This window comes from Limnohabitans sp. Rim11, from assembly GCF_001269365.1.
Lineage (GTDB): Bacteria > Pseudomonadota > Gammaproteobacteria > Burkholderiales > Burkholderiaceae_C > Limnohabitans_A.
In genome coordinates this window covers 85,262-110,454 of record NZ_CXOM01000001.1, presented here as the reverse complement: position 1 = coordinate 110,454, position 25,193 = coordinate 85,262, and the positions used below count along the sequence as shown (strand labels likewise).

The window sequence follows — 25,193 nt, the reverse complement described above, 5'->3', positions numbered from 1 at the left end:
GATGTCAAAACAAATATTTTTTAGTATTTTAAAAGGACAGAGCCCCAAGTAAATCCACCACCAACGCCTTCCAGCATCAATGTTTGACCCTTGGTAATTTGTCCAGAACGCACGCCATGGTCTAGCGCCAAAGGAATTGAAGCCGCAGACGTATTGCCATGCTGATCGACAGTCACAATGACTTTGTCCATCGACATTTTTAATTTGCGTGCTGTGCTTTGCATGATTCGAATGTTGGCCTGATGCGGAATGAGCCAATCGATGTCGGAGTCATTCAAGCCAGCTTTGGCCAGTGATGCACGAGCGGTTTCTTCCAACACGCCGACGGCCAATTTGAAGACCGCTTGACCGTCCATTTTTAAGACCGGATCGCCCAAGATGGCGCCGCCCGAAACATGACCGGGGACGCACAAAATTTCTGAATATTTGCCATCGGCATGGATGTCGGTGGCCAAAATGCCCGGTGTTTCAGAGGCTTCCAAAACCACAGCACCGGCGCCATCACCAAACAAAACGCAAGTGGTGCGGTCTTTGAAGTCCAAAATACGGCTAAAAACTTCCGCGCCAATGACCAAGGCACGTTTGGCGGTACCCGTCTTGATCATGGCATCGGCCACGGTCATGGCGTAAATGAAACCACTGCAGACGGCCTGAACGTCAAACACGGGACAACCCACAATGCCCAGCTTATTTTGAAGCAGCGCCGCAGTAGAAGGAAACACCATGTCTGGCGTGGAAGTGGCCACAATGATCAGATCGATGTCTGATGGCTGACAGCCGGCAGCCTCGATGGCTCTGCGTGCAGCTTCGGCACCTAGGTCGCTGCTGCCAACACCTGCGTCAACGAAGTGTCTGGCGCGAATGCCTGTTCGTTCAACGATCCATTCGTCGGAGCTTTCAATGCCTTGGGCAGCCAATTCGGCAACCAAATTGGCGTTGCTTAAACGCCTGGGGGGCAGATAGCTGCCAGTGCCGGTAATGCGAGAGTAAATGGTCATTCGGTAGCAGCCGCATTGGCCGAATCTTCAGAGGCGTTGACTTGCAAATTAAGCAAGGGCGCCGCGTGAGCAATTCGAGCCGCAACACGACTCAGCAGTTGATGTCTGGCAGCATCATACGCTCGGTTGATGGCAGTTTCGAAAGCCAGCTCGTCCGCCGAACCATGGCTTTTAAATACCAAGCCTCTTAAACCCAAAAGAGCCGCGCCGTTGTAGCGGCGGTGATCCACTCTATTTTTAAACGAAGTTAGGACAGGATAAGCAAAGATGGCCGCAATTCTAGTGAAGATGCTGCGAGAAAACTCAGATTTCAAAAAGCCACCCATCATGGTGGCCAGCCCTTCACTGGTTTTTAAGGCCACATTACCGACAAAACCATCGCACACCACAATGTCGACGGTTCCCTTGAAAATGTCATTGCCTTCAACATTGCCGTAGAAATTCAGATCGCCAGAGTTAGCAGCAGATCGAAGCAGTTCGGCTGTTTTTTTGATGATTTCATTGCCTTTAATGGCTTCTTCACCAATATTCAACAAACCCACTGTAGGACTTGCATTGTCTTGCAAGACCGAAACCAAGGCCGAACCCATGACAGCAAATTGGAATAAATGCTCCGGTGCGCAGTCGACGTTGGCGCCCAGGTCAAGCATGGTGGTGCCACCACCCTTGAAGTTTGGCATCTGACCCGCTATAGCAGGACGATCAATACCATCCATGGTTTTGAGCACATAACGCGCAATGGCCATCAAGGCGCCTGTGTTGCCAGCCGAAACCGCGGCATCCGCCTCGCCAGATTTAACTTGCTCGATGGCCACACGCATGGAAGAGTCTTTTTTGCGGCGAAGCGCAATTTCCACAGGGTCGTCCATGCCCACCACTTCGCTGGCATGAACAATTTCCGCCCGCTCATGCTTGAAACCAGCCAGGGCATCTGACTGCCCTACCAAAAGCAATTTAGCTTTTGGATGCGCGTCCAAAAAGTGTCGGCAAGCCGGCAATGTGACGCTCGGCCCATGATCGCCGCCCATGCAGTCGACAGCAATCGTGTAAAACTCTTTGGAGGACATATTTTCAGTGAACACAAATACAAAGGCCCGAGGCTACCTTGAATGTAGCATCGGGCCTGTATTTCAAGCGTCAGTTAGGCTTCTGATTTATTTTTCAGAACCTGACGACCACGGTAGAAGCCATTAGGGCTGATGTGGTGACGCAAATGTGTTTCGCCGGTTGTAGGCTCAACAGCGATACCAGGCACGTTCAAAGCATTGTGTGAACGGTGCATGCCACGTTTAGAAGGTGACTTTTTGTTTTGTTGTACAGCCATGGTGGCTCCTTGGAGGCGTTGAAAGCAGCGTTATTAAGGACAAGCTCAACATCAACGCGGCTAGGTTAAACAGTGAATGAACTCACACCCAAAGGGTGCGAAGCCGCTGATTATAGCCCATAGTTTCCAGCCAATCTAGAGTTTTAATGCGGTTTTTTCTTCAATTCGGCCAGAGCCGCAAAAGGGTTGGGGCGCTCTGCCAGCGCCGCCTCAAACGACTCATCCGACGCCGACATGGGCACCGAAGTTGGACAAACCGGGTGTTTAGGAACGATGGGGGCCGACATGATGAGCTCATCCTCAATGAGTTCCCAAACATCCAATTCGGGGGTCAAGACCAATAAATCCTCTTCTGATTCATCGTCTTCAGCTTCCGCCGTAGCCTCATCGGGGACAAACCGAAAGCTTTGTTCGGACACAATCTCCGAATGCACCGGCCCCAAGCAACGTTGACACTGCATGGGCAAGGCAACAGAAGCCTTCAAATGCAGAAAAATGTGAGCCTCACCACCGGCAACGGGCACGGACTCCCCAGAAATTTCCCATTGAACATGGGTGTTTTCTGCTTCGGTAGCGCTTTGTGCAGTCGCCAAGTCAGCCAAACGCTCAAAAAAGGCCAATGGCTGAGCCCCATTCAGGCTCACGCCATCGCGGGCAAAAGCTTTGACATGGAGTCGTTTTAAATCTAAATTTTTTTCCATGCCGGCAGTGTAAGAGAATTGAGGGATGTCAAAAGACAATTTACTCACCGCCAAGCCCCCACATGACTGGCCCGTCATCTTGGGTTCAACCTCTCGTTATCGCAAAGAATTACTCTCGCGACTTCGAATTCCCTTTGAAGTTTGTGCGCCGCATGTCGACGAAACACCCCTGCCGGGCGAGGCTCCCAAAGAATTGGCACTGCGATTGGCTCTGGCCAAAGCACTTGCTGTCGCCAAGCAAAACCCGAATGCCGTGGTGATTGGCTCTGATCAAGTGGCAGATCTGGACGGCACGCCGCTGGGTAAGCCAGGCAACCACACCAATGCCGTTCTGCAATTGCAAAAGATGCGCGGCAAGACTGTGGTCTTTCAAACGGCGCTGTCTGTGGTCTGTGTGGCCAATGGCTATCAGCGAACCGACTTGGCGGCCGTCAGGGTGAAGTTCAGAGATTTGACAGACTCCGAAATTGAATCCTATTTGCGCGCTGAAGAACCTTACGACTGCGCCGGAAGTGCCAAAAGCGAAGGACTTGGCATTACCCTGTTAGAAGCCATTGACAACGACGACCCAACCGCCTTGGTGGGATTGCCATTGATCAGAACATGTCAAATGCTCAGAGAAGCGGGCGTGAAGTTGCTATGAGCCAAGCCAACAAACAACTCGGCAAACTTTACTTAGTCCCTGCCCCTCTGGATTTTGGTTGCCAACAGGAGGCGCCCCTGACCAACGTCATGCCAATGGGAACGATTGAAGCCGCCGCCAAAATCAACCATTGGATTTGCGAGAACGCCAAAACCACGAGAGCCTATTTGAAGCGGATTGACAGCATCTCGCCTTTGAGCCTGCCCATTCAGTCGCAAACCATGACTGAACTGCCCAGGCAGGTTCACAAGAAAGGCGATCATTTGGGCGTCTTTGATGCCAAGCCACTTCTCAATACAGCTTTGCAAGGCCAGGATATGGGCTTGATCAGCGAAGCGGGTATGCCAGCAGTAGCAGATCCCGGCAGCTCGGTTGTCCGTGCAGCACACGAATTAGGCTTGACAGTGATACCGCTTGTGGGACCCGTGTCATTGTTATTGGCCTTGGCCAGCAGCGGACTGAATGGTCAAAATTTTGCGTTCGTAGGTTACCTGCCGCAAGAACCTCAAGAGCGCGTCAAACGAATCAAAGAATTGGAGCAGTTGGCCGTCAAAACGGGGCAAACGCAACTGTTCATTGAGACGCCCTATCGCAACCTGGCATTGTGGGCGTCATTGGTTCAAAGCCTTCAGGCATCAACAAGATTGGCGTTCAGCAGCGGCATGACCCTGTCAGATGCAGCAACACAATGCGCAACCCTACAACAATGGCGCAAGACGAAATCTTCTAACGGCGATGCGCCAGCAGGTCTGAGCAACCAAACGCCCGCCGTGTTTGCAATTGGTGTTTAAGACGGCGAAGGCGTTTGCTTAACGAATGTTGGTGCTAGCGCGCATGGCTCGCCAAGCGCCCTCGCCCATGGCGGCGCCAAAGCGCTTGACCAATCGCTCTGCCACATTGTCATGGCGTGAATAATCAACAATTTCTTCGGCCTTGATGACATCACGCGCAACTTGGTCCAGACTGGCCAAGTCATCTGCCAATCCCAATTCAACTGCTTGCTGCCCCGTCCAAAAAAGGCCACTGAACATCTCGGGCGTTTCTTTGAGTCGATCGCCCCGACCTTTTTTAACAACAGCAATGAATTGCGAGTGAATGTGGTTCAACATGCTTTGGGCATGCTTGCGTTGCGCGTCTGTTTGTGGGCTGAATGGATCTAAAAATCCCTTGTTTTCACCAGCGGTCATGAGGCGTCTTTCAACGCCCAACTTGTCCATCAAACCCGTAAAGCCAAAGCCATCCATCAAGACACCAATGCTGCCCACAATGCTGGCCTTGTCGACATAAACTTTGTCTGCTGCGGCTGCAATGTAGTAGGCGGCTGAAGCACAAGACTCTTCGACAACGGCATATATGGGTTTGTTGTGGAGCGCTTTGAGGCGAACAATTTCATCATTGATGATGCCTGCCTGAACAGGGCTGCCACCTGGAGAGTTGATGAGCAAAATAAGGCCCTGCGAGCCGGTGTCTTCTAAGGCCGCACGCATGGAAGCCACAATGTTTTCAGCACTGGCTTCTGAACCATCCGCAATTTCACCCTTGATATTGACCAAGGCGGTGTGAGGGGTAGTGACACTGCCGGTCGTTTGGTTGTGCGACAAGACTTGCCACATCACCACGATCCAAAACAACAACCAACCCAAACGCAAACCGTTTTTCCAACGGCGCGAAGCTTGCTGTTCCTTTAGATTGGCTTGCACCAAATCAGACAACACTTGACGCTCCCAAGCCGGCTGCACATGGCCTGCGCTTGCATTGTTGCCACCCGAAGTATTTCGAGATTGGGGGTCATTTGATTCGGGATATTCGGAACTCATGTGAACTCAAAAGGTTTTAAATTAAAGTCAGTATGCCAGTGAACCACACCGCCTTGCTCGGACAAGGTGATTGGGATCAAACCGCCATTGCAGGGACCACCAGCACACGCGCCAGATTCAGGTCGGTATAAGGCACCATGGGTAGCGCAAATAATGAACTGACCACTGTTGTCGAAAAATCGATTGGGCTGGTAATCCATTTCCATGGCCACGTGGCTGCATCTGTTTAAGTACGCGTGAACCTTGCCCTTAAAGCGGATGGCAAAGGCTCTGCAAGTTTGGCCACCATAAATGACATCGAAAGGCACTGCCAACCCACTGTCCTGCAGGTCTGCAGAATTGCACAAAGGAATTGCTTCGCTCATGAAATCGACCTTTATTAAATGGCACGGAGCTCAGATTGCTGCGGCGATGGGTTTAATCACGGCCCCAAATTGTCTAAGAAAATTAGGCATTTTCAAGCAACCATTTTTGCAAATCAGCAACAGAATGTGCCACGTACAACGGCTTTAGTTCATGAAACGCCGAAGGCTCGTGCGCCCCATAGCTGACACCGACGCTGGCGCAACCTGCGTTCAAGGCCATTTGCAAATCGTGGGTGGTATCGCCAATCATCAAGGTGCGTTCTGGCTCAACACCAAACTCACGCATGAGTTCTTGCAACATCAAAGGGCTGGGTTTGCCAGCCGTTTCGTCCGCGGTCCGTGAGCCATCAAAAGCGCCCTTTAATTCGACATCGTGCAATGCCTCATTCAGACCTTTGCGGCTTTTTCCAGTGGCCACGGTGAGCCAATGGTGACGAGACTTCAACGCTGCCAGCATGGGCAAAACACCCTCAAACAGAATCAAATCATTTTGATGAGCCATGTAATGGTGGCGGTACCGCTCGCCAAGCGCTGGATATTTTTCAACAGGGACATCGGGGGCTGCATGGGCCAAGGCTTGCATCAGCGCCATGCCAATGACATATGAAGCTGCTTCTTGGGTGGGCTCTTTGCCCCCCACATCGACAACCGCACGCTGAATGCACCGGGTGATGATGGCTGTGGAGTCAAACAGGGTACCGTCCCAATCAAAAGCGATCAAATCAAATTGACGGGGGCGAAGGTTTAGATTTGACATGGTTTGTATAAAGTTGCAATTCGGGGGGCAAGGCTGATTTCAATTCAACGCGCTTGCCAGTAGTTGGATGGGTAAACTGCAAGCGCCATGCATGCAAAAACATGCGCTTCAGCCCCTGCTTGTTCAAGACTTTGTTCCATTCAAAGTCACCGTATTTGTCGTCCCCGGCAATGGGGTGACCCTGTGAAGCCAAGTGAACCCTAATTTGATGAGTTCGGCCTGTTTTGATCGTCACCTCTAGCAAGGTGCAGCCCTGTAGGCGTTCTGCCACCTTCACCAAAGTGATTGAGCGCAAGCCATCGGGATCGTCTAGCGTGGTTACCTTGACACGGCGCTCTCCGTCTGGAAGCAGGTATTTATGCAGGGAACTGTCGATAACTTTCAGCTTCTCCGGCCAATTACCCTGCACCAGCGCCAAATACGTTTTACCTGTTTCCCGCTCGCGAAACTGATCCTGCACGTGTTTTAAGGCGCTGCGCTTCTTGGCGACCAGCAAAATACCGCTGGTTTCTCTGTCCAATCGGTGAACCAACTCTAGCAACTTAGCCTGTGGCCTGGCTTGACGCAGTTGCTCAATGACCCCAAAACTGACGCCAGAGCCCCCATGCACGGCCACGCCCGAAGGTTTGTCGATGGCCATCAAAGCGTCGTCTTCTAACAACAACGGAAATTCGCGCCCTGGTGCCGGACGGGCTGCCTTTTCTGCGACCTTGTCTGAAATTCGAACGGGCGGAAGGCGAACCACATCGTTCGTCTCAATCCGGGTATCGGCAGCGGCACGGCCTTTGTTGATGCGCACTTCGCCACTGCGAATGATTCTGTAAACATGGGTTTTGGGCACCCCTTTGAGGTGCCGAATCAAAAAGTTATCCAGCCTCTGCCCTGCCGACTCTTCGTCCACAGTCAACCATTTCACTTCCAAGGGCGTATTTGTGGCGGCAGAGTTGGCCGAATGAGGGGCTTGGGGGCCTATAATGCGATTCACCGGCGTTGTGCTGTAAGTGGTTGATTTGAATGGAAATGAATTCCTGATGACAGGAGTTTAGTCCACTCTCCACCAACATGCGCCGTAAGTTCGATGCCGCCATGAGCGAAATCTGCAGACTGAAGGCCAGGGCCAACAGTGGCAGACCACCCTTTTGGTTGGACCGATGCTTTGAAACCCAGATACGGAATACTTTAATTCAGCAGCTTTTCAGCTCCTGAACGGATTGAATCGAAATGAGCGTGTTGTTAGGATCTTTGCTGTCTTTTTTGCAGTGGCTGTTTGCGCCACTCGAGATGCCATTGCCTGCGCGCGCCCACAGCCTCGCTTCTTCCACGCGCCCCTTTCCACATTCCAGCGACAAATTTGCGCCCTTGAATGTTGGATTCTTTTGGCAATTCCCTTCGTTTCGAACGTCAGTCTCGGCACCGTTGGCTCCTTGAGAGCTGGTTGTTAAACAGGTGATCCGACCCCAACGCCACATTTGGCAGGGTTTGTTTTGCTGACATATTGAAAAGAAGGGACGCATCATGAAACGGATGCTGATCAATGCCACGCAGGCTGAAGAACGCCGCTTGGCCATCGTCGATGGACAAAAACTCCTCGACTACGAAATTGAAATTGAAGGCCGCGAACAGCGCAAGGGCAACATCTACAAAGCAGTTGTCACACGCGTAGAACCTTCCCTCGAAGCTTGCTTCGTTGACTACGGCGAAGAGCGTCACGGCTTCTTGCCTTTCAAAGAAATCTCTCGCCAATACTTCGCCGAAGGCGTTCCAGTTAGCCAAGCGCGCATCAACGATGTCATTCGCGAAGGCCAAGAACTCCTGGTGCAAGTTGAAAAAGAAGAGCGCGGCAACAAAGGCGCTGCCCTCACCACCTTCATCAGCTTGGCTGGCCGCTATGTGGTCTTGATGCCCAACAACCCCCGCGGTGGTGGCGTCAGCCGACGCATTGAAGGCGACGACCGCGCAGAACTCAAAGAAGCCATGGACCAGTTGGAATATCCCAAAGGGATGTCCATCATTGCCCGCACCGCTGGCATTGGCCGTAGCGCCCCCGAATTGCAGTGGGACTTGAACTACTTGCTCAAGCTGTGGTCCGCCATTGATGGCGCCACACAAGGTGCCAAAGGCGCCTTCCTGATTTACCAAGAGTCCAGCTTAGTCATTCGCGCCATTCGCGATTACTTCAACAGCGACATCGGCGACATTCTGATCGATACCGACGACATTTACGAACAAGCTCAGCAGTTCATGAGCCACGTCATGCCTGAGTTTGCGCCCCGCGTCAAACGGTACCGCGACGATGCGCCTTTGTTCAGCCGCTTCCAAATTGAGCATCAAATTGAATCGGCTTATGCACGCACAGTGCAACTGCCTTCAGGCGGCGCCATCGTGATTGATCACACCGAAGCTTTGGTGTCTGTTGACGTCAACTCTGCACGCGCCATCAAGGGCGGCGACATTGAAGAAACCGCCACCCGCACCAACCTGGAAGCCGCAGACGAAGTGGCCCGCCAGATGCGCTTGCGCGATTTGGGCGGACTGATCGTCATTGACTTCATTGACATGGAAGAGTCACGCAATCGCCGCGAAGTGGAAAACCGCTTGCGCGATGCTTTGCGTCAAGACCGTGCACGTGTTCAATTTGGTTCCATCAGCAAATTTGGCCTCTTAGAAATGAGCCGCCAACGCTTGAAGCCCGCTTTGTCAGAAGGCTCTTCAATCCCCTGCCCTCGTTGCGGTGGCTCTGGCCACGTGCGCGACACAGAGAGCTCGGCTTTGCAAATTTTGCGAATCATCCAAGAGGAGTCCATGAAGGACAACACGGCCGCAGTGCACGCACAAGTGCCCGTGGAAGTGGCATCATTCTTGTTGAACGAAAAGCGCCCTGAGATTGCCAAGATTGAATTGAAGCAACGCATCAATGTGTTGTTAGTGCCCAATAAGTCTTTGGAAACACCACACTACAAACTGGAACGTTTGAAGCACGACGATCCCCGTTTGGACAACATCGAAGCCAGCTACACCATGGCGGAAGAAGTGGAAGATCCCACCACCGTCACGCGTCGCTCACAAGAGCCCACCAACCGCCAAACGCCGGTCATCAAAGGTGTGTTGCCTGACGCACCAGCGCCAGCAGCCACACCCAAACCAGAAACAGCCAAGGTGTCTAAGCCAGCGCCCGTCGAAACCAAAACCGAAAGCAGTGGTGGTTTCTTTGGCTGGTTGAAACGTTTATTTGGCGCCGAGTCAGCTGTCCAAGAAGAACCCGCCAAGAACGTTGGCAAGCGCGGCGAACGCACAGGCAAAGATGGCGAGCGCACAGAACGCGGCGAGCGAAGTGGTGAGCGCAACGGCGAACGCCGTGGCGGTCGCGGTGGCCGCGGTGGCCGCAGAGGTGATCGAAACGATCGCAATGAAGGCGGCACCGAGCGCAATGAAAAAACCGAGCGCAGCAGCGAACGAGGCGAGAACACCGAGGCCCGAGCACCGCGCGAAAATGGCGGCAACCGCCGCGGTGGCGATCGCAATGAGCGCTCTGGCCAACGCGGTGAGCGAGGTGAGCGCCGCGACAATGCCCAACTGAATCAAGTTGCCGACTCACACAATGTGAATGCTGATGCAGCCGATACTGGCGCTTCAGAGTCACGCAACGAAGCACGCACAGAGCGCGCACCTCGCGGTGAAGGTCGCCGCGAACGTGGCGAAGGCCGTCGTGAGCGTGGTGGTGAGCGTGGTGGTGAGCGCGGTGAGCGTCGCAACGAAGGTGGCCGTCAAAATGTTGCAGGTGAAAATGCAGGCAACATGGGCAATGCGCAAGCCGAAATGCCATTCAACACCGACGCATCAACAACTGCCAGCAATGAGAATGCACAAGGCACTGAAGATCGCCTAGAGGGCACAAGCGGTTCACCCGAGAAACGGGAACGCCGTTCACGCGATCGTTATGGCCGTGATCGCAGAGAGCGCAACACCAACAACGACAATGCACCTGCTGAAAACGCAAGCAATGAAGTTGGTAGCGATGAAGCTTCTGCCGCTGAGGCAGCACCAGCACCACGCTCGTACTTTGAACGAGGCAACGCACAGACTCAAGCAGACAATGCGAGTCCAGCCAACCCCGCTTCAAGCGCCTCAGAAACCAAGGCATCTGCAAGCGCATCTGCAAGCGCATCAGCACCTGCAGCAGCGCCTTCACAAGCACCTGCTGGCCTGCCCAAGGTTCAAAAGTATGAGCTGCCCATGGCCAGCCTCATTCAAGTGGCAGAAGGTTCTGGCTTGCAATGGGTGAACTCTGATCCTCAGAAAATCGCCCAAGTTCAAGCAGCCATTGCCGCTGAACCCAAGCCAGTTCATGTGCCCAGAGAGCGTCCCCCTGCAGTGGTCTTTGACGAAGGTCCTTTGATCTTGGTTGAGACACGCAAAGACCTCTCAGACATGAAGCTACCCTTCTGATGTGGTGATCACAATGGCATTGGGTTAACCCAGTGTCATCCACAAAAAAGGACCCTAGGGTCCTTTTTTTAATCCAATGAAGCTTTCTTAAGCGCTTGAAGAGCGGCAGGCAAGTCTTCTCTTTGTTCAGCCAGTTCGGCCAAAGATCGCCAAGCTTGTCTGCGAACCACGGCATCTTGCAACACAGGTGCGGCTTGGCTGAGCAAGGCCTGTGCCTTGCCCCACAGTTGACGCTTCTGACACAGTCGGCCCGACAAGTACTGCAACAAGGCATTTCTTGGGTTGGCTTTTTGCGCAGCCTCAATGGTGACCAACCAATCTTTTTCATCCTGAGTGTCTGCGCCTGAAAAACTTTGATCGAGCGCCTGAATCAACTTCAGCTCTTGGACTTTTGAAATTTTGGCTGGGTCTTGTTGAAGCCTCAACCAAATCGGTTTAAGCCAAGCACGGGCAACCGCAGCATCTCCCCTCAAGACCAACCAATGTTGAGCGGCCTGAATGGCCAAGTCTGGCGATTGACGTTGTGCTTCGCCCAATCGTGCCCAGAGTCTTTGCATCTGACCCTGTTCGTGCGTTTTGGCAATCAATTCAAAAACCAAGCTGCGAATCATGCTTGCAGCGGCTTCAGCCGTAAATGCGCGGTGCTTGATGAGCAGCAAAGCGGTGTCCAAAGCTTGCGAAGGTTCTCCAGCCAATCGGGCTGCCTTTAAGCGCAGACGCATGGCCAAGGTTCGCCTTGAAACGCCTTGCGGCAAGCGATCGAGCCACAACAAACTTTCGGCGGCATCGCGATCGTCCAGCGACCAACGAGCAGCTCGCAACATACTGCCCTCAACCAACGATTGACGCAGACCCGAATGCCCTGAAGGGGGTTCTTGGAGGGCCAAATTCAAATGCAATTGACGACTTGTTTTGTCTTGCAACGCGTGCGCAGACTCGGCCGCCAAGATATGCGCCACGCTGCGAAGCGCGCCGGCGTGTTCAATGACTTCGCCAGCTTCGTTCAGAGATTTTTCACGCGCCAAAACAGCTTCCGCAGATTTACGGGCTCTTAAAAATCGACCTTCCATGAAATACGCCATGCCTTCCAACAAGGCCGCATGCGCTGCACGCTCCTTTTGCAAAAGACGCCAACGCTTGGCTTGTTTGGGCAATTCAAAAAGGGCTGTGAGCGCCCTTTGTGCCCAATGCAAGGTAAGCAATACAAGCACCAAGCCAAACAAGACCAAATTCAAAGAAACATCAAAGCGGTAAGGCGTCCAAAAAATAGACACCGTCCCCACATTGTTCGATGCCAGAAGCGCTGAGGCAACGGCAACTGCAAACAAACTCATCAACCACAGTGCAGCGCGCATAGGGAATTACTTTCCTGCAGAGGCTGTGGCCAAGGCGGCCAGGGAACCATCCAAGCGAGGGATGGGATTGCCTTTGCTCAAGGTTTGGGCCTTGTCCAACAGCTGCAAGGCCAACTGAGTTTTCTTGGCGTTGGGGTCAAAGTATTTTTTGAGAGCCACAGACACCGCCACCAAATCATTGCGAGCGGCGTCGTTTTGTCTGGCCAATAAACCCAAACGGGCATTGAGCAATTTCAGCTTGAGATTTTCACGCAGAAAAAATCCTTGCTCTGGCGACAACAAAGCAGCCTCAGGACTGTCAATGCGACTGACGCGCAAGAGCCCGCGTGCTTCGACCATGATGCGATCGAGGACCACCTGCCACCAAACGGCATTGGGCACCGCTTGCGCATTGGGCTCAACAGACTTCGTGTTGGCGCTGGCAGTTCGGTTGAGCTCGTTGGCCAGCGGCAATTCATCGGCCAATGCCACCATTTCGTCTAACACCAGCAACATGCCAGGCAGGTCTGTGATTTGAGCGGTCTTGACCAAATCCAGATCGCGCTCTACGGCACGCTGAATGGTGACCAAGCGGGGGTTGGAAGCACGCTGCAATCGTGATTGAGCTGTTTTGAGCGTTGCCAACAGCGGCTCGAGGCTGCTGGTGAGTTGCGCCTGTTGCTGAGCCAATCTCAGGGAAGACTCAATGTCCAACACTAAATTTTCATCCCTAGAACGAGACAGCGATTGGATCAATTCTTCCAATTGGGATCTTTGCAAAGTGGCTTCACCCAGCCGGGTTTCGACCAGCGCCATCCGAGCGGCACTGTCCTTGACACTGTCTTGAGCCTGTTTGGCCCAAGCTTTTGCTTCTAGTGATTGCTGCCCTGCATCGGCACTTTGTCGGGCCAACTGCCCTTGAATGCGTGAGAGTTTTTCCCAAAGCATGCCACTGAAAATAAGGGCCAAGACGGCCAACACCATGGGACCCCAAAAGGTAAATGGTCGCCGCGAAGTTGAAATGCCAGATGGCGTGGCATTCTTTTCAAGCGAAGGACTGCTTCCTTGTTGAGCGCTTGCACTGGCGAGGTTGTCTGGGGTGTTTTCGGTGCTCATGCCATAGATTTTATAGAGGCCTGCATGGCTTTCATGCCTGGCGGGGCAATTGAGACGTTTCGCCAGCCAAGTTGTTGCGCCAATGCCGCTATTCTGGGGTGCGTCACAACGGCTTTGGCGCTGGACCAAGGCACATCCGGGCATTGCGCCACCAAAGCTTGCACACAGGCAGAGCTACTGAAGATCCAAATTGCTTTTTGATCGACCCAGCGCTGAACCTGTTGAATTTGAGTCGCCGACAAAATACTGGCCTGCCTTTGGTAAGCCGCAAGCGCTTCCACCTGGGCGCCACAAGACTCAAGTTGGTTGGCCAACCAGTCTCTGCCTGCAATGGCGCCTGTTTCATCAGCACCACGAATGAAAAGCGCTTTGAAATGAGGACCCACTTGTCGCTGCACAACCTGCCACAAAGCTTCTGAGTCCAGTTGTTTGGCATCCAAATCAGGTTGGTCAATTTGATTTTCAGAGATGCCACAAGAGAGCAAGGCAGCAGCTGTGCCAGGTCCTGTGCACCAGGCTCTGGCGCTTTGATTGAAATGCGTCACCCATTGAGGGCGCGCTTGAAGCGCTTGTGCCATAAACCTGACCGCATTGGCACTCACGAACATCACGGCTTGACTGTTTTGGATTTGTGCCAAAACAGAATCTACGTCTTGTTCGCCTAAAACTGGTTTTAGATCGAGCAGGGGAAATTGGATGGCTTCAAAACCAGCGTTTTGAAGTGCGCTTATCCAAGACGCAGCATCTTGTTCGGGACGTGTAACAAGAACCTGCGTCATGGTTCAATGGCAAAGCACATTAACGTGCACCACCTCGGCGCAGTTCATCGGCAATCTGTAAGCCAAGTGCTTCAGCTTGTTCCAGGGTGTCGACTTGACCTTTTGTGTGGGCAGTGACCAAGGTGGCCGCCCCTTCGGGATCGCCCCAAGCCGCTCTCAAAGTCAAAACTTGGCCTGCCAGTGTGGCGTGCGCCGCCAATGGCATGGAGCAACTGCCCCCCATGGCACGACTCACAGCACGTTCGGCAGCCACAGCCAGCCAGGAAGTTGAATGCACCAAAGGGCTGAGTGCGTCGACCAAATCTTGTCGGCCCGTGCAAATTTCGATGCCCAATGCGCCCTGCCCGGCCGCTGGCAACATTTGATCCGTTTCAAAAATGTGCCGAATTCTGTCGGCCATTTTGAGGCGCTTTAAACCTGCAGCGGCCAAAATAATGCCCGCATATTGGCCTTCGTCGAGCTTGCGCAAACGGGTATCCAAATTGCCACGCAAAGGCTCTATTTTTAAATCGGGACGCAAAGCACGAAGCAAGACCGTGCGGCGCAAACTGGAAGTGCCAACCACCGCGCCTTGGGGCAAATCCATCAGTGTGGGGTACTGCGCTGAAACCCAAGCGTCTCTGGGATCTTCGCGCTCCATGACACAAGCCAACTCAAAACCCTCCGGCATGTCCATGGGGACATCTTTGAGAGAGTGAACAGCAATATCGGCTCGGCCTTCAGCCAAGGCGACTTCGAGTTCTTTGACAAACAAACCTTTACCGCCCACCTTGCTGAGGCTTCGGTCCAAAATTTGATCGCCTTGGGTGGTCATGCCCAAAAGTTCAACGGTATAGCCGCGGGCCTGCAAGATGGCCTGGACATGCTCAGCCTGCCACATGGCCAGGCGACTTTCGCGCGTGGCAATGACGATAGGACGCTGCAAATTGGATGCGGAAGTAGGGTTCAAACCAGTAACCTCTTGGTAATTTTTGAAGCTATTCAAATGCTAGCATGCAATGAGCCTTAAACCCGAGTTCTGCCATGCCAAAAGTAAGCATCCCCCCCTTGAAACGCAATTCACGCGACAACGAACGCCCTTTGGTAGAAGATATTCGGCTACTAGGTCGCATTCTTGGGGATGTCATTCGGGGACAAGAAGGGGCCGAAATTTACGAGCTGATCGAAAATATTCGCAAACTCTCTGTCTCGTTCAGGCGCGATGCCGATCACGAAGCCGACAAGGCCTTAAAGAAGCTACTCAAAAATTTGCCGGGCGACCAAGCTGTGATGGTCATCCGGGGCTTCACCTATTTCAGTCACTTGGCCAATTTGGCGGAAGACCGCCACCACATTAGGCGCAGGGCCATTCACGAGCGAATTGGCGATACGCAAGAAGGCAGTATTGAAGTGGCCTTGCAAAGGCTGCGTTGGGCTGGCATCACGCCCAAAGTGATCTCTCAAACTTTGGCCAACAGTTTTGTTTCGCCGGTATTAACGGCACACCCCACTGAAGTCCAAAGACAGAGCATTTTGAGTGCGGAACGCGACATTGCCAATTTGCTGAATGAGCGTGACGAAATCAAAGCGCGTGCTGCCGCAGTCAATGCCAACAAAGACGCACTGTCGCCCAAAGAACTGGCGGCCAACGAACAACGGATTCGTGCGCGTGTGATGCAACTATGGCAAACACGTTTGCTTCGATTTTCAAAGCTCACTGTAGCCGACGAAATTGAAAACTCTCTCAGCTATTACGAATCCACTTTTCTGCAAGAAATACCCAAAATTTATGCGTCACTTGAAGACGCTTTGGGCAACCATCCCGTAGCACCCTTTCTTCGAATGGGCCAATGGATTGGGGGTGATCGCGATGGCAACCCCAACGTCAACGCACAAACATTGAGCTACGCTTTGCGACGACAAGCTGAAGTAGCATTGCGGCATTACCTCACTGAAGTTCATTACTTGGGCAGTGAACTGTCCTTGTCCGCCATGTTGGTGAATTTCCCGCCCGCCATGCAAGCTTTGGCTGAGCGCTCACCCGACACCAACGCACACCGTGTCGATGAGCCCTATCGACGTGCCCTGACCGGCATGTACGCACGACTTGCTGCCACCTTGAAATTGTTGACAGACGGTGATGCTGCAAGACATGCCGTAGCGCCTCAAAACCCCTATCCAGATGCAGCGACTTTTCTGGAAGATCTGCAGACCATTGCCAGCTCTTTGCAAAGCCATCAAGCGCAAGATTTGGCTGCGCAAAGACTCAAGCCACTCATGCGAGCGGTCGAGGTCTTTGGCTTTCATTTAGCCACTGTTGACTTACGGCAAAGCTCTGACCAGCACGAGAAAGTGGTGGCGGAATTGTTGGCAGCGGCACGCATCGAAAAAAATTATGTCGCCTTGGACGAGATCAACAAACGTGCCGTCCTGATAGGGCTGTTGCACGATGCACGGCCACTGAGAATTCCTGGCGCCACGTACTCAGCCCATGCTCAAGCCGAGCTGGCTATTTTTGAAACGGCGCTGACATCGCGTCAGTTGTATGGTTCCGAAGCCATTCGCCACTACATCATCAGTCACACCGAAACCGTGAGTGACTTGTTAGAGGTGCTGCTGTTGCAAAAAGAAGTGGGGCTGCTGCGGGGCACTTTGGATGCCCAAGCGGTGGTCGATCTCATCGTGGTGCCTTTGTTTGAAACAATTGAAGACCTGCGTAACTCGGCAAGCATCATGCGCGAGTTCTATGCCCTGCCCGGCATCGCGCCATTGATTCAGCGCTCAGGTGCCGAGCAAGACATCATGTTGGGATATTCCGATTCCAACAAAGACGGCGGTATTTTTACCAGCAACTGGGAGCTCTACCGCGCCGAAGTGGCCCTGGTAGAAGACTTTGATCGACTGGCCAACAGCCACAACATCCAACTGCGAATGTTCCACGGCCGAGGCGGCACAGTGGGCCGCGGCGGTGGGCCTAGCTACCAAGCCATTTTGGCGCAGCCTCCCGGTACAGTGCGCGGTCAAATTAGATTGACTGAACAGGGCGAAGTGATTGGTTCAAAATACGCCAACCCCGAAATTGGCCGACGTAATTTGGAAACCTTGGTGGCCGCCACTCTGGAAGCTACGTTGCTGCAACCCACCAAGACCGCGCCCCGTAACTTCTTGGAAACCGCGGCCAAGCTGTCGCAAGCCAGCATGGACGCTTATCGCAGCCTGGTTTATGAAACACCTGGTTTCAATGATTACTTTTTCAGTGCAACCCCCATACGGGAAATTGCAGAACTCAACATCGGCTCACGCCCAGCATCGCGCAAAGCCAATCAAAAAATTGAAGACTTGCGAGCCATCCCTTGGGGGTTCAGCTGGGGTCAGTGCCGACTCACTTTGCCAGGCTGGTTTGGATTCGGCTCAGCCGTTGAGGGCTTTCTGAATCAGCCTACGGACAAAGAAAGAAAAGCGGCCTTGGCGCTTTTGCAAAAGATGGTCAAACAGTGGCCCTTCTTCAAGACCTTGTTGTCCAACATGGACATGGTGTTGGCCAAAAGCGACTTGGCTTTGGCGTCGCGCTACAGCGAACTGGTCACCGACGCCAAATTGCGCAAGAAAATCTTCAGTGCCATTGAGGCTGAATGGCACCTAACCGCGCATGTCATGACCCTGATTACGGGCGACAAACACCGCCTTGAGCACAACCCAGCCTTGGCCCGTTCCATTCGGCATCGCTTTCCCTACATTGACCCCTTGCATCACTTGCAGGTTGAGCTGATTCGCCGATACCGTGAAGGCAAGGCCGACGAACGCGTCCAAAGGGGCATCCATTTGTCCATCAACGGGATTGCCGCTGGGCTTCGAAACACCGGCTGAGGGCCGCTCGGGCAGTTTTTAGGCAATTCAGTCAGATTTGAGGGGTTTCATTGGGTTTGATCCGCCCATCGACCCGATAAAATCTAGAAATGTCTAAAAACCAATTCGATCAAAAGTCCCAGGCCTGGTCGGCCTTGTTTTCCGAGCCCATGAGCGACCTGGTCAAGCGCTACACCTCCAGCGTGTTCTTTGACAAGCGACTGTGGCAATCTGACATTCAGGGCAGTTTGGCTCATGCCGAAATGCTGGCGACCCAAAATATCATCAGCGCCCAAGACTTGGCCGACATTCAGCGCGGCATGGCCCAAATTACCGATGAAATTGCCAAAGGCCAGTTTGACTGGAAATTGGACTTGGAAGATGTGCACCTCAACATCGAAGCTCGCCTGACACAAATTGTGGGCGATGCAGGCAAGCGCCTTCACACGGGCCGCAGTCGCAACGACCAAGTGGCGACCGACGTCCGTCTTTGGTTGGTCAGCGAGATTGACCTGATTAGCGGGCTCCTGAACGACCTGCAAAAGTCATTGATCGAAGTGGCAGAGCGCAACGTAGAAGTCATATTGCCTGGCTTCACGCATTTGCAAGTGGCACAACCCGTCAGCTTTGCGCATCACTTGTTGGCTTATGTCGAAATGTTTGCGCGCGATGCCGAGCGCATGGCCGATGTGCGTCGCCGCACCAACCGCTTGCCCTTGGGCTCTGCCGCGTTGGCAGGCACCACCTACCCGCTCGACCGCGAACGCGTGGCCAAGAGCCTTGGCATGGTGGACGAACAAGGCAACGCCTGCGTCAGTCAAAACAGTTTAGATGGTGTGAGTGACCGCGACTTTGCGATTGAATTCACGGCCGCCGCTTCTTTGTGCATGGTGCACATCAGCCGCCTCAGCGAAGAACTCATTTTGTGGATGAGCCAAAACTTTGGCTTTGTCAAAATTGCCGATCGTTTCACCACCGGCAGTTCCATCATGCCGCAGAAGAAAAACCCAGACGTGCCCGAATTGGCGCGTGGCAAAACGGGCCGTGTGGTGGGTCACTTGATGGGCCTGATCACTTTGATGAAAGGCCAACCCCTGGCCTACAACAAAGACAATCAAGAAGACAAAGAACCATTGTTTGACACAGTGGACACGCTCAAAGACACCCTGCGTATCTTCAGCGAAATGATTGGCGGCCAAGTCAATTCTCAGACGGGCCAAAAAGAAGGCGGCATAACCGTCAATGCCGCAGCGATGGAGGCCGCCACCAAAAAGGGCTATGCAACGGCTACTGATTTGGCTGACTACTTGGTCAAAAAAGGCCTGCCCTTCCGCGATGCCCACGAGGTGGTTGCGCACGCTGTCAAAACTGCGCAGACTCAGAATTTGGACTTGAGCGAATTGCCTTTGGCCACTTTGCAACAATTCAATCCCGCCATCCAAGCCGATGTATTTGAATGCCTCAGCTTGGTGGGGTCCCTGAATGCTCGCAACACATTGGGCGGTACCGCGCCCAGTCAAGTTCGCCAGCAAATTGCGCGTCATCATGCGCGCTTAGATTTTTAAAAGGTTTTTGCGATGGAAGCCACTCAAACCGAGCAACGCACCGTGTCCCCCTTTGCAGCAGGTCTTCATTGGACCGCTGAGTTGCACACGGGCGATGGCCGAATGGACGATACACACGAAGAGTTTGTGACCATGCTGAATGCATTGCTGCTCACGCCACAAACCGAGCAACTTAATTTGTACCGAGAGTTTCTCAATCACACCGTGGCACATTTTGAGCAAGAAGACCGCTGGATGGTGGCCACAGGGTTTAGCGAAGACAACTGCCATGCAGGTCAACACGCCACCATATTAGAAACCATGCGCGCTGTCGAAACTCACTACGTACAAGGCGACACAGAGATCATTTCACGCATGGCAGAAGCTTTGGCTGAATGGTTTCCGCAGCACGCCGCCACCATGGATGCAGGTTTGGCACAGCATTTGAAATCGGTCAACTTTGACAGCGAAACCGAAACGCTGGCCGACCCTTCCATCATCAAAAACGTCACCATGTCGGGTTGCGGCAGTGTGAGCTGCAGCTGATCAAATTCAAAGACAAGCTTTTAAAGCTTTTATCCAAACTGGAAATCTATTATGTCCGTGATCACCACCATTGAAGAGTTGCGTATCTTGGCTCAAAAACGCGTGCCACGCATGTTCTATGACTATGCCGATAGCGGCTCTTGGACAGAAAGCACCTACCGCGCCAACGAAAGCGATTTTCAAAAAATCAAGTTGCGCCAACGTGTGGCGGTCAACATGGAAGGCCGCAGCACGGCCACCACCATGATTGGCCAAAAAGTGGCCATGCCTGTGGCCATTGCGCCTACAGGCCTCACTGGCATGCAGCATGCCGATGGCGAAATTTTGGCGGCACGGGCTGCCAAAAAATTTGGCATTCCTTTTACGCTGTCAACCATGAGCATTTGCTCCATTGAAGATGTGTCCAAGGGCACGGATGGTCACCCCTTCTGGTTCCAGTTGTATGTGATGCGCGACCGTGACTTCATTGAGCGTTTGATTGAGCGTGCACGCGCTGCCAATTGCTCTGCCTTGGTCATTACTTTGGATCTGCAAATTTTGGGGCAACGCCACAAAGATTTGAAAAACGGCTTGTCTGCGCCGCCCAAACTCACCATTCCCAACATCCTCAACATTGCAACCAAACCCCGTTGGGCCTTAGGCATGTTGGGCACATCGCGCCGTCAGTTTGGCAACATTGTGGGCCACGTCAAAGGTGTTGAAAACATGGGCTCTTTGTCGGCCTGGACTGCTCAACAGTTCGATCCTCGCCTCAATTGGGGCGATGTCGAGTGGATCAAAAAGCGTTGGGGCGGCAAGATCATTTTGAAGGGCATTCAAGATGTGGAAGACGCTCGCATGGCCGTTGAAAGTGGCGCCGATGCCATGATCGTTAGCAACCATGGTGGCCGCCAACTCGATGGTGCCCAAAGCAGCATTGAAGCCTTGCCTGCTATTGTCGATGCCGTGGGCAAACACATTGAAGTGCACATGGATGGCGGCATTCGCAGCGGTCAAGATGTGCTCAAAGCCCGGGCCTTGGGCGCACAAGGCACTTACATTGGCCGTGCATTCTTGTACGGTCTGGGCGCCATGGGTCAACCCGGCGTTGAGAAGGCCTTGCAAATTATTCACAACGAACTTGATTTGACCATGGCGTTTTGTGGCCGCACGCAAATGGACACCGTCGACAAGAGCATCTTGTTGCCGGGTACCTTTCCCCAGTAAGCACATCCAATCACTTTGAGTTTGTGACACCAACCACATCACTCAAAAGAAGAATTGCCCACCTCGACATGGACGCTTTTTATGCGTCTGTCGAGTTGTTGCGCTACCCCCAACTCAAGGGCTTGCCTGTGGTCATTGGGGGCGGCAGGCGAAAAGAAGATGACCTGCTGGGGCGCTTGCGCGCTGCACACCCAGACTATGAGTGGTCTGCGGACAATCTTTCTGAAATTCCTCTTGATTTTTTCCCACGCATTGAGGGCTACACCGGCCGCGGTGTCATCACTACCGCAACATATGCGGCGCGGCAATTTGGCATTGGCTCGGCCATGGGCCTCATGAAAGCCGCCAAGTTGTGCCCTCAAGCCATTTTGTTGCCAGTGGACTTTGACCAGTACCGCCACTATTCCAGAGAATTCAAAGGCATCATCACCGACATCGCGCCCCTCATGGAAGACCGCGGTGTGGACGAGGTGTACATCGACTTCACGGAGGTGCCTGGCGGTCAACGCGAAAGCGGCAGGGTCTTGGCCAGGCTCATTCAAAAATGCATTTTTGAAGCCACCGGCCTCACCTGCTCGGTCGGGGTTGCGCCCAACAAACTGATTGCCAAAATGGCCAGCGAGTTCAATAAACCCAATGGCATTTCTATTGTCCAAGAAGAAGATTTGCAAACAGCCATCTGGCCTTTGAGTTGCCGAAAAATCAATGGCGTCGGGCCCAAGGCCGATGAAAAATTAAAACAGCACGGCATCGAAACCATTGGTCAATTGGCTGCTTGTGAACTGCCTTGGCTGCAAATGAATTTTGGCAAAGTCTATGGCGCTTGGCTGCACGAAGCAGCTTGGGGACGAGACGATCGACCCATTAGCACCGAGAGCGAACCCGTCAGCATCAGCCGCGAAACAACCTTTGAAACCGATCTGCATGCCGTGCGTGACAAAGAAGAGTTGGGCAAAGTATTCACTCGTTTGTGCCAGCAGCTGGCAGCCGATTTAAAGCGCAAAGGCTATGACGGAAAAACCATTGGCATCAAACTGCGATATGACAATTTCAAAAGTGTCACCCGCGATCAAACGCTGACCTTCTACACACATGACGCCACTGACATTAGAAAATTTGCAGGCCTCTGTTTAAAGCGCGTTGACCTGACACGCAAGCTCAGGCTGTTGGGTGTGCGCGTGGGATCTTTGGTCAAACACGGGACAGCACCCGATGCCAGCGCAAGCTACAGTTCACACAACACACCCCATCTAGCTATCAACGAGGCCGATCCCCATGGACAAACTCAATTGCTTTTCTTTGACGATGAATGACCACGTTGCGCATTTGGTGCTGAACAAGCCCGAATCGCTCAACACCATGCATCCCACCTTTTGGCGCGAACTGGACACGGTATTGCACCAGCTGAACAATGAAGGCAAAGCCCGGGCCTTGGTGATCTCCAGTACTGGCAAACACTTCTCTGCTGGCATGGCTCTGGAAACTTTTTCAGGGGCTATCTCTATGGACGCGGACAGCCCTGAAGGACGCGCCGCTATTTTTGATTCACTGACCGACATGCAAGCCACCTTCACGTTGCTAGAAAGCATGCGAATTCCTGTGATTGCTGCCATTCATGGGGGTTGCATTGGCGGCGCGGTTGACATGGTGACGGCTTGCTGCATTCGGTATGCGACACAAGATGCGTTTTTCTGCGTCCAAGAAATCAACATTGGCATGGTGGCCGACGTAGGCACACTGCAACGTTTGCCCAAATTGCTGCCGATGGGTTTGGTCAAAGAACTGGCATACACCGGACGTCGACTCAGTGCCGCCAATGCATTGAACCACGGCTTGGTGACACAGGTGTTCGACACACAAGAGGCCATGGTGGCAGGCGCTTTGGCTTGCGCCAAAGAGATGGCCAACAAACCGCCGGTGGCTATTTGGGGTACCAAGCAGGCCCTTAACTATGCGCGCGATCACAGCGTGGAAGACAGCCTGCGCCAAATGGGTTGGTTACAAGGCGCCATTTGGAGCAACCCCCATATTCGAGAAGCTTTGGAAGCAACCAAAGAGAAACGCCCCGCTAAGTTTCCACCGCTTGCACCACTCAAAGGCTTTAAAACCTTAGGTTGAATTGAAGGGCCCAACAAGCTTGATGGCCCTTCAAAAAACCCTTTATTGTCTAGCCGTTCGAATATTGGCCGGTGGCGATTGGGGATGGCTGGTTCGCCAAGGATTGATGTCCAAGCCACCGCGACGCGTGTAGCGTGCATAGACACTTAATTTGAGAGGCTTGCAGCGCGTCCAAATGTCCATGAAGATACGTTCTACGCATTGCTCATGGAATTCATTGTGGTTTCTAAAACTCACGATGTACTGCAACAAACCCGCCTGGTCAATTTGCGAGCCTGAATAAGAAATTTGAACACTGCCCCAGTCGGGTTGACCCGTCACCAAGCAATTGCTTTTGAGCAAGTGGCTCACAAACGTTTCTGATACTGGCGCCTCATCGTGCTCAGCTGTCAGCAACTCGGGCGCGGGTTGATACTGTGTGCACTCAATGTCCATGCGGTCCAAGTTAAGGCCGTCCAATTCATGCACTGGTTCTTTGTCAAAGTCTTCGGGCAAGATGATCTTCACACCGCAACGCGATTGAATAGCACCGCCGTGCCACAAGGCCTGGTCTAAGTCCTCGCGCATGCAATCTCGAACGGCTTGGACATCCACAAAGCGTGTGGCATTGAAGCTGTTCAGGTACAGCTTGAACGATTTGCTTTCAACGATGTGCGTGGTTTCGGCAGGCACCATGATGTGTGCAATAGCAACTTGTGGCTTGCCTTTTAAGTTAAGCCAAGACAGCTCAAAGGCCGTCCACAAATCTGCACCAAAGAAAATCGGCGCACCTTGGATGCCCAACTCTTTGCGCTTGACTGCGCGTGGTATCGGGAATAACAAAGACGCGTCGTATTGGTCGACGTAGGCGCTATTCTTGCCCAGTTGTGATTGATCAGGCTGGTTCATACAGCACCTTTTTCTTTTCGTCGAAACACCCATCGGTTTTCAGTAGACGCACTGGCCACATAGCCATAACCATCGACATCAAAGTCTTTGAGTTTCTCTGGGTTTTTAATTTGCTTTTGAATGGCATAGCGAGCCAACAAGCCCCTTGCGCGCTTGGCAAAAAAGCTGATGACCTTGTACTTGCCGCCCTTGTAGTCTTCAAACACACACTCAATGATGCGAGCCTTTAGCACCTTGGTGTCGACCACTTTGAAATACTCTTGCGATGCCAAGTTAATGACCACGGGAGTTTTGTCTTTGCTTAAGCGTTCGTTAAGATAAGTTGCAATGCTGCTGTCCCAAAATTGGTAGAGGTTTTTTCCCTTGGAGTTGACCAGAGCCGTGCCCATTTCCAAACGGTATGCCTGCATCCAATCTAGGGGCCTTAAAACACCATACAAACCACTCAAAATACAAACGTGCTCTTGGGCCCAATCGAGGTCTTTGACCTTCAATGTTTGGGCATCTAGGCCGTCATAGACATCGCCATTGAAAGCCAAAACAGCTTGTTTTGAATTTTTGGCGGTGAACTTAGGACGCCAGGCTTCGTAACGGGCCACATTCAAGGCGGCCAGCTTGTCACTCAAATCCATGAGCGAGGCCAATTGGGCGGGGGTTTGAGTTCTCAACACATCAATCAACTCAGTCGATTGACTCACAAACTGGGGTAACGTGTGAGACACACCCTCCACAGGTGTTTCGTAATCCAACGATTTGGCAGGTGACAATAGAAGCAACATGCGAGCA

23 protein-coding genes are annotated in these 25,193 nt (G+C 52.8%); 9 read left to right on the top strand and 14 right to left on the bottom strand.

What is annotated here, in order from left to right:
• Window positions 1–20: 20 nt before the first annotated feature.
• The 4 genes from AMM03_RS00530 to AMM03_RS00515 form a co-directional block, all read right to left on the bottom strand.
• Window positions 21–998: a beta-ketoacyl-ACP synthase III gene (locus AMM03_RS00530; protein WP_090128542.1), complete on the bottom strand. Its 978-nt coding sequence runs from the start codon at window positions 996–998 to the stop codon at window positions 21–23.
• Window positions 995–2,065: a phosphate acyltransferase PlsX gene (gene plsX, locus AMM03_RS00525; protein WP_090128541.1), complete on the bottom strand. Its 1,071-nt coding sequence runs from the start codon at window positions 2,063–2,065 to the stop codon at window positions 995–997. Before plsX ends, AMM03_RS00530 begins: the two co-directional genes overlap by 4 nt.
• A gap of 74 nt (window positions 2,066–2,139) precedes the next feature.
• Window positions 2,140–2,322 (bottom strand): 50S ribosomal protein L32, encoded by a 183-nt coding sequence (gene rpmF, locus AMM03_RS00520; RefSeq protein ID WP_005794249.1) that lies wholly within the window; start codon window positions 2,320–2,322, stop codon window positions 2,140–2,142.
• Window positions 2,323–2,465: 143 nt separating this feature from the next.
• Window positions 2,466–3,023 (bottom strand): YceD family protein, encoded by a 558-nt coding sequence (locus tag AMM03_RS00515; RefSeq protein WP_090128540.1) that lies wholly within the window; start codon window positions 3,021–3,023, stop codon window positions 2,466–2,468.
• 25 nt (window positions 3,024–3,048) lie between these two features.
• On the opposite strand from AMM03_RS00515, the gene AMM03_RS00510 reads away from it, so the two are divergent.
• Both AMM03_RS00510 and AMM03_RS00505 read left to right on the top strand, forming a co-directional pair.
• The gene (locus AMM03_RS00510; protein ID WP_090128539.1) at window positions 3,049–3,666 is read left to right on the top strand and encodes a Maf family nucleotide pyrophosphatase; all 618 of its coding nucleotides are present in this window, start codon (window positions 3,049–3,051) and stop codon (window positions 3,664–3,666) included.
• On the top strand, window positions 3,663–4,457 hold the full coding sequence (locus tag AMM03_RS00505) for an SAM-dependent methyltransferase (RefSeq protein WP_228764520.1): 795 nt from the start codon (window positions 3,663–3,665) through the stop codon (window positions 4,455–4,457). The genes AMM03_RS00510 and AMM03_RS00505 overlap by 4 nt, the downstream gene beginning before the upstream one ends.
• Window positions 4,458–4,475: 18 nt before the next feature.
• On the opposite strand, the gene AMM03_RS00500 is transcribed toward AMM03_RS00505, so the two are convergent.
• The 4 genes from AMM03_RS00500 to AMM03_RS00485 all read right to left on the bottom strand — a co-directional run bounded on the left by AMM03_RS00500 (window position 4,476) and on the right by AMM03_RS00485 (window position 7,590).
• Window positions 4,476–5,483: a S49 family peptidase gene (locus AMM03_RS00500; protein ID WP_090128538.1), complete on the bottom strand. Its 1,008-nt coding sequence runs from the start codon at window positions 5,481–5,483 to the stop codon at window positions 4,476–4,478.
• Window positions 5,480–5,848 carry a Rieske (2Fe-2S) protein gene (locus AMM03_RS00495; RefSeq protein ID WP_090128537.1) on the bottom strand — a complete coding sequence of 123 codons (369 nt, stop codon included), beginning with the start codon at window positions 5,846–5,848 and terminating at the stop codon, window positions 5,480–5,482. Before AMM03_RS00495 ends, AMM03_RS00500 begins: the two co-directional genes overlap by 4 nt.
• A gap of 82 nt (window positions 5,849–5,930) precedes the next feature.
• Window positions 5,931–6,605, bottom strand: coding sequence for an HAD family hydrolase (locus AMM03_RS00490; RefSeq protein WP_090128536.1), 675 nt, complete (start codon window positions 6,603–6,605; stop codon window positions 5,931–5,933).
• A complete protein-coding gene (locus AMM03_RS00485; RefSeq protein WP_090128535.1) occupies window positions 6,571–7,590 on the bottom strand; it encodes an RluA family pseudouridine synthase in 1,020 nt (339 codons plus the stop codon). Before AMM03_RS00485 ends, AMM03_RS00490 begins: the two co-directional genes overlap by 35 nt.
• Window positions 7,591–8,120: 530 nt before the next feature.
• Between AMM03_RS00485 and AMM03_RS00475 the strand changes: the two genes are divergently transcribed.
• Window positions 8,121–11,051, top strand: a complete 2,931-nt coding sequence (locus AMM03_RS00475; RefSeq protein ID WP_090128533.1) for an Rne/Rng family ribonuclease — start codon at window positions 8,121–8,123, stop codon at window positions 11,049–11,051.
• 68 nt (window positions 11,052–11,119) lie between these two features.
• Here AMM03_RS00475 and AMM03_RS00470 read toward each other — a convergent pair whose 3' ends face one another.
• The 4 genes from AMM03_RS00470 to hemC are packed head-to-tail and all read right to left on the bottom strand — an operon-like array spanning window position 11,120 to window position 15,229.
• Window positions 11,120–12,406, bottom strand: a complete 1,287-nt coding sequence (locus tag AMM03_RS00470; protein ID WP_090128532.1) for a heme biosynthesis protein HemY — start codon at window positions 12,404–12,406, stop codon at window positions 11,120–11,122.
• A gap of 6 nt (window positions 12,407–12,412) precedes the next feature.
• A complete protein-coding gene (locus AMM03_RS00465; RefSeq protein ID WP_090128531.1) occupies window positions 12,413–13,501 on the bottom strand; it encodes a uroporphyrinogen-III C-methyltransferase in 1,089 nt (362 codons plus the stop codon).
• Window positions 13,498–14,280, bottom strand: coding sequence for a uroporphyrinogen-III synthase (locus AMM03_RS00460; RefSeq protein ID WP_090128530.1), 783 nt, complete (start codon window positions 14,278–14,280; stop codon window positions 13,498–13,500). Before AMM03_RS00460 ends, AMM03_RS00465 begins: the two co-directional genes overlap by 4 nt.
• 19 nt (window positions 14,281–14,299) lie before the next feature.
• Complete coding sequence (gene hemC, locus AMM03_RS00455) at window positions 14,300–15,229, bottom strand: hydroxymethylbilane synthase (RefSeq protein ID WP_255349612.1); 930 nt, start codon at window positions 15,227–15,229, stop codon at window positions 14,300–14,302.
• Window positions 15,230–15,303: 74 nt separating this feature from the next.
• Between hemC and ppc the strand changes: the two genes are divergently transcribed.
• The 6 genes from ppc to AMM03_RS00425 all read left to right on the top strand — a co-directional run bounded on the left by ppc (window position 15,304) and on the right by AMM03_RS00425 (window position 23,519).
• The gene (gene ppc, locus AMM03_RS00450) at window positions 15,304–18,126 is read left to right on the top strand and encodes a phosphoenolpyruvate carboxylase (protein ID WP_194942704.1); all 2,823 of its coding nucleotides are present in this window, start codon (window positions 15,304–15,306) and stop codon (window positions 18,124–18,126) included.
• 89 nt (window positions 18,127–18,215) lie between these two features.
• The gene (gene argH / locus AMM03_RS00445) at window positions 18,216–19,670 is read left to right on the top strand and encodes an argininosuccinate lyase (protein ID WP_090128529.1); all 1,455 of its coding nucleotides are present in this window, start codon (window positions 18,216–18,218) and stop codon (window positions 19,668–19,670) included.
• Between the two features lie 12 nt (window positions 19,671–19,682).
• Entirely contained in the window at window positions 19,683–20,195 is a 513-nt protein-coding gene (locus AMM03_RS00440) for a hemerythrin domain-containing protein (RefSeq protein WP_090128528.1), read from the top strand.
• A gap of 51 nt (window positions 20,196–20,246) precedes the next feature.
• Window positions 20,247–21,401, top strand: a complete 1,155-nt coding sequence (locus tag AMM03_RS00435) for an alpha-hydroxy acid oxidase (protein WP_090128527.1) — start codon at window positions 20,247–20,249, stop codon at window positions 21,399–21,401.
• Window positions 21,402–21,469: 68 nt separating this feature from the next.
• Window positions 21,470–22,714, top strand: coding sequence for a DNA polymerase IV (gene dinB / locus AMM03_RS00430; protein WP_090128526.1), 1,245 nt, complete (start codon window positions 21,470–21,472; stop codon window positions 22,712–22,714).
• On the top strand, window positions 22,677–23,519 hold the full coding sequence (locus AMM03_RS00425; protein WP_090128525.1) for an enoyl-CoA hydratase-related protein: 843 nt from the start codon (window positions 22,677–22,679) through the stop codon (window positions 23,517–23,519). Before dinB ends, AMM03_RS00425 begins: the two co-directional genes overlap by 38 nt.
• Before the next feature lie 42 nt (window positions 23,520–23,561).
• Here the strand turns inward: AMM03_RS00425 and queF are convergent, their stop codons facing one another.
• Together queF and yaaA are read right to left on the bottom strand one after the other, a co-directional pair.
• Window positions 23,562–24,407, bottom strand: coding sequence for an NADPH-dependent 7-cyano-7-deazaguanine reductase QueF (gene queF / locus AMM03_RS00420; protein ID WP_090128524.1), 846 nt, complete (start codon window positions 24,405–24,407; stop codon window positions 23,562–23,564).
• Window positions 24,404–25,186 carry a peroxide stress protein YaaA gene (gene yaaA, locus AMM03_RS00415; RefSeq protein WP_090128523.1) on the bottom strand — a complete coding sequence of 261 codons (783 nt, stop codon included), beginning with the start codon at window positions 25,184–25,186 and terminating at the stop codon, window positions 24,404–24,406. The genes queF and yaaA overlap by 4 nt, the downstream gene beginning before the upstream one ends.
• Between the last annotated feature and the right edge of the window lie 7 nt (window positions 25,187–25,193).

What these genes read in the sequence shown, in the direction of transcription:
- AMM03_RS00530 (WP_090128542.1), bottom strand. Translation starts at nt 998, where the DNA reads ATGACCATTTACTCTCGCATTACCGGCACTGGCAGCTATCTGCCCCCC.
- plsX (WP_090128541.1), bottom strand. Translation starts at nt 2,065, where the DNA reads ATGTCCTCCAAAGAGTTTTACACGATTGCTGTCGACTGCATGGGCGGC.
- rpmF (WP_005794249.1), bottom strand. Translation starts at nt 2,322, where the DNA reads ATGGCTGTACAACAAAACAAAAAGTCACCTTCTAAACGTGGCATGCAC.
- AMM03_RS00515 (WP_090128540.1), bottom strand. Translation starts at nt 3,023, where the DNA reads ATGGAAAAAAATTTAGATTTAAAACGACTCCATGTCAAAGCTTTTGCC.
- AMM03_RS00510 (WP_090128539.1), top strand. Translation starts at nt 3,049, where the DNA reads ATGTCAAAAGACAATTTACTCACCGCCAAGCCCCCACATGACTGGCCC.
- AMM03_RS00505 (WP_228764520.1), top strand. Translation starts at nt 3,663, where the DNA reads ATGAGCCAAGCCAACAAACAACTCGGCAAACTTTACTTAGTCCCTGCC.
- AMM03_RS00500 (WP_090128538.1), bottom strand. Translation starts at nt 5,483, where the DNA reads ATGAGTTCCGAATATCCCGAATCAAATGACCCCCAATCTCGAAATACT.
- AMM03_RS00495 (WP_090128537.1), bottom strand. Translation starts at nt 5,848, where the DNA reads ATGAGCGAAGCAATTCCTTTGTGCAATTCTGCAGACCTGCAGGACAGT.
- AMM03_RS00490 (WP_090128536.1), bottom strand. Translation starts at nt 6,605, where the DNA reads ATGTCAAATCTAAACCTTCGCCCCCGTCAATTTGATTTGATCGCTTTT.
- AMM03_RS00475 (WP_090128533.1), top strand. Translation starts at nt 8,121, where the DNA reads ATGAAACGGATGCTGATCAATGCCACGCAGGCTGAAGAACGCCGCTTG.
- AMM03_RS00470 (WP_090128532.1), bottom strand. Translation starts at nt 12,406, where the DNA reads ATGCGCGCTGCACTGTGGTTGATGAGTTTGTTTGCAGTTGCCGTTGCC.
- AMM03_RS00465 (WP_090128531.1), bottom strand. Translation starts at nt 13,501, where the DNA reads ATGAGCACCGAAAACACCCCAGACAACCTCGCCAGTGCAAGCGCTCAA.
- AMM03_RS00460 (WP_090128530.1), bottom strand. Translation starts at nt 14,280, where the DNA reads ATGACGCAGGTTCTTGTTACACGTCCCGAACAAGATGCTGCGTCTTGG.
- ppc (WP_194942704.1), top strand. Translation starts at nt 15,304, where the DNA reads ATGCCAAAAGTAAGCATCCCCCCCTTGAAACGCAATTCACGCGACAAC.
- argH (WP_090128529.1), top strand. Translation starts at nt 18,216, where the DNA reads ATGTCTAAAAACCAATTCGATCAAAAGTCCCAGGCCTGGTCGGCCTTG.
- AMM03_RS00440 (WP_090128528.1), top strand. Translation starts at nt 19,683, where the DNA reads ATGGAAGCCACTCAAACCGAGCAACGCACCGTGTCCCCCTTTGCAGCA.
- AMM03_RS00435 (WP_090128527.1), top strand. Translation starts at nt 20,247, where the DNA reads ATGTCCGTGATCACCACCATTGAAGAGTTGCGTATCTTGGCTCAAAAA.
- dinB (WP_090128526.1), top strand. Translation starts at nt 21,470, where the DNA reads ATGGACGCTTTTTATGCGTCTGTCGAGTTGTTGCGCTACCCCCAACTC.
- AMM03_RS00425 (WP_090128525.1), top strand. Translation starts at nt 22,677, where the DNA reads ATGGACAAACTCAATTGCTTTTCTTTGACGATGAATGACCACGTTGCG.
- queF (WP_090128524.1), bottom strand. Translation starts at nt 24,407, where the DNA reads ATGAACCAGCCTGATCAATCACAACTGGGCAAGAATAGCGCCTACGTC.
- yaaA (WP_090128523.1), bottom strand. Translation starts at nt 25,186, where the DNA reads ATGTTGCTTCTATTGTCACCTGCCAAATCGTTGGATTACGAAACACCT.